2 protein-coding genes and 1 pseudogene are annotated in these 2,735 nt (G+C 70.0%); 1 reads left to right on the top strand and 2 read right to left on the bottom strand.

The features are described from left to right. Positions 1-883, bottom strand: an 883-nt coding sequence (locus HY68_RS32305; RefSeq protein ID WP_042000453.1) for a LacI family DNA-binding transcriptional regulator, incomplete at its 3' end; no start/stop codon positions are given. Between the two features lie 111 nt (positions 884-994). On the opposite strand from HY68_RS32305, the gene HY68_RS32300 reads away from it, so the two are divergent. Further along, positions 995-1,414, top strand: a complete 420-nt coding sequence (locus HY68_RS32300) for a hypothetical protein (protein ID WP_241778833.1) — start codon at positions 995-997, stop codon at positions 1,412-1,414. Positions 1,415-1,507: 93 nt separating this feature from the next. Here the strand turns inward: HY68_RS32300 and HY68_RS45765 are convergent. Beyond that, a pseudogene (locus tag HY68_RS45765) lies at positions 1,508-2,735 on the bottom strand (coagulation factor 5/8 type domain-containing protein); the annotation flags it as partial.

Raw genomic sequence — 2,735 nt, 5'->3', positions numbered from 1 at the left:
CCTGCACCGGCTGGCGGGCCGTCGTGAGCGGCGGGTCGGTCGCGACCATGTACGGAGAGTCGTCGAAACCGACGACCGACAGGTCCTCAGGGACCCGCAGACCCTGCCGCCGCGCCGCGCGAATGGCGCCGAGCGCCAGTGCGTCGCTTGCGCAGACCACCGCGGTGACCCCGCCCTCCAGGAGCCGCGGCAGCGCCGTCGCGCCGCCCTCCATCGAGAACAGCCCGTGCGCGACGAGCTTGCGCCAGTCCCCCTCACTGTCGCCCTGCCGGGCGCGGAACGCCTGGTAGCCGGCGAGTTTGTGGGCCGACGGCACATGGCCGACCGGCCCCAGGATCATGCCGATCCGCCGGTGGCCGAGCGCCGAGAGATGGGCCAGCACCTGCTGCGCCGACGCCGCGTCGTCGATGGACACCTGCGCCACCCCGGCGTTCTCGTCCGCCGCGTTGAGCAGGACGATCGGTATCTGGCGCTCGCGCAGCGCCCTGCCCTGCTCCGGTCCCGCGTCGGCGTAACTGGCGCCGATGAAGATGATCCCGCCGACGTTCTGTTTGAGGATCATGTCGATGTAGTGGGCCTCGGAGACGCCGTCCGCCGTGCGGGTGCAGAGCACCGGGATGAAGCCGCGCTTGTTGAGCAGTCCCGCCAGCGCCTCGGCGAAGGCGGGAAAGATCGGATTCTGCAGGTCGGGCACGACGAGCCCGACCAGCGCCGCCCGCTCCTGCTGCAACTGGCGGGGCCGTTCGAAACCGCAGACGTCCATGGCGGTCAGCACCGCGTCCCGGGTCGCCGGTGACACGTCCGTGGCCCCGTTGAGCACCCGCCGCGCCGTGGTCTCGCTGACGCCGGCGAACTCGGCCACCTGAGAGAGTCTTTTCTTCACGCCACCAACGTACCAACTGAGTGCGCAAGAAATGAAGGATGTTTACGCAAATAGCCAACACATACTGGCGCGGAACATCGGATGTCAGCGGCGGCTGGGAGAGTGGTGGTCATGACGGGCGACGAGGAGACCGGGACGCGGGCAGCCGAGATCCGGGTGGCCTTCGAGGGGCTGCTGCAGATCCGGCGGCTGACGAACGAGGGCCCGGGCGATCCCGCCGCCGTCCCCGCGGAATGGGAGCTGACGCGCATGGTCCGCGCCGTGACGCTCACGCTGGAGGCAGCGGGGCACGCCCGGTGCGCGACGGACGGCTCGGACGCGCCGCTCACGACGGGGTTCCGGGTCACGGACGGCGAACGGCCGGGGACGGTACGGGTGGAGTGGCTGGGTCCGGCGGGCAGCGGCGCGGCCCAGGAGGAGGAACGCGCGCTCACGGCGTGCGCCGCCGCGCTCGGCCGGATGGGCTGGGAGGCGCTGCTCTACCGCGGCCCGCGCAGACGGCGGTTCCTGGAGGTCGAACCGGCGGGCTGACACGGCGGACGCCCTCCGGCCCGGGACACGCGCCCTGCACGGGACACGCCCCGGGCGAGTGCCCGGGGCGTGTCCCGTGCCGGCCTGGGCCGGTCAGGGGTAGCTGACGAGATTCGCCACGTTGGACGACGAGTTGGCGGGGCCTCCCCTGTCGTTGATGACATGGCGGATGGTTCCGGTGCCGCCCAGCGACACCGACACCATGTTGCGGAAGCGAACGTTCGGGTTGTTGGGCGCCTCGAAGGAGTGCTCGGCGACCACCGACGGATTGGACTGGAAGAAGCAGTAGCTGCCGAGGCCGAAGGCCTGGTGGCTGGTGACGTTGTCGGCCACCTTGTAGGCGGCGTAGCCCTGGGTCGCTCCGTTCATCCAGGCCGCCTGGTTGGGCGGGTCGTAGGGCATCTCGTTCTGGTAGAAGTACGTCTTGCCGCCGTTGGCGTTCCAGATCGTCTGGTACTTCTGGTAGTGCTCGACGAACAGGCCGTACATGGTGACGTCCGCGCCGTTGACGATCAGGCCGGTGTCGGCCGTGTTGGTGGTCCAGCCGACCCCGGTGGAATGGTCGGCCCGCCACAGCCACATGTGGTCACCGATGACGTTGCGGCTGTTCACGACCAGGCTGGTGGTCGCCTTGCCGACCCCGCCGCCGCCGATGCGGAAGAACACGTCGTGCAGCGAGGTGGGGTCGCTCGCGTGGCTCACGTTCGAGCCGTCGGGTCCCACCTGCATCAGCAGGGGGGAGTTGACGGGACCCGCGTCGATGAGCAGTCCCGCTATCTTCACCCCGTCCACGTCCGCGACCTTCACCGCGGTGATCCCGTTGTCGGGTACGAGTGTCGCGAGGCCGAGGCCGAGCACGACGGTGCCGGGACGGGTGACGTTCAGCGTCTGGTTGAGATGGAAGACGCCGGGGGTGACGAGGAGGTTCTTGCCCTGCGCGAGTGCCGCGTTCATGTCGGCGGCCGTCGCCCCGGGCTTTGCGATGTAGAACTGGTCCAGCGGGATCGAGGTCCCGGCGGGCGCGCCGCCGGACCAGGTGGTGCCCGACGAGTTGGCGCGCAGCGCGGGTACGAACACCTGGTAGGCGCCGGCCGCGTCGACGTACAGGAACGGCTTCTCGCGCACCTGCGGCGTCTGGTCGACCGTGGTGTAGGGCGGGCTGGGGAAGCTGTTCGCCGGGGCGTTCTTCGAACCGACGAAGACCATGTTCCAGTTGGACCCGCTCCAGCTGCCCCACTCGTCGTTACGGGACAGCCACTGCTGCTGGGTGCCGGACCTGACCTGGCCGTCGACCTTCGAGTCGGCCATGAAGCCGCCGCTG

The sequence above is a fragment of the Streptomyces sp. AcH 505 genome (assembly GCF_000818175.1).
In the GTDB taxonomy this organism is placed as follows: domain Bacteria; phylum Actinomycetota; class Actinomycetes; order Streptomycetales; family Streptomycetaceae; genus Streptomyces.
Note: the sequence above shows the minus strand (reverse complement) of the source record. Positions and strands in the feature narration are given on the sequence as shown.

Excerpts from the sequence above, each read along its gene's own strand:
- HY68_RS32300 (WP_241778833.1), top strand. The coding sequence starts at position 995 with ATGACGGGCGACGAGGAGACCGGGACGCGGGCAGCCGAGATCCGGGTG.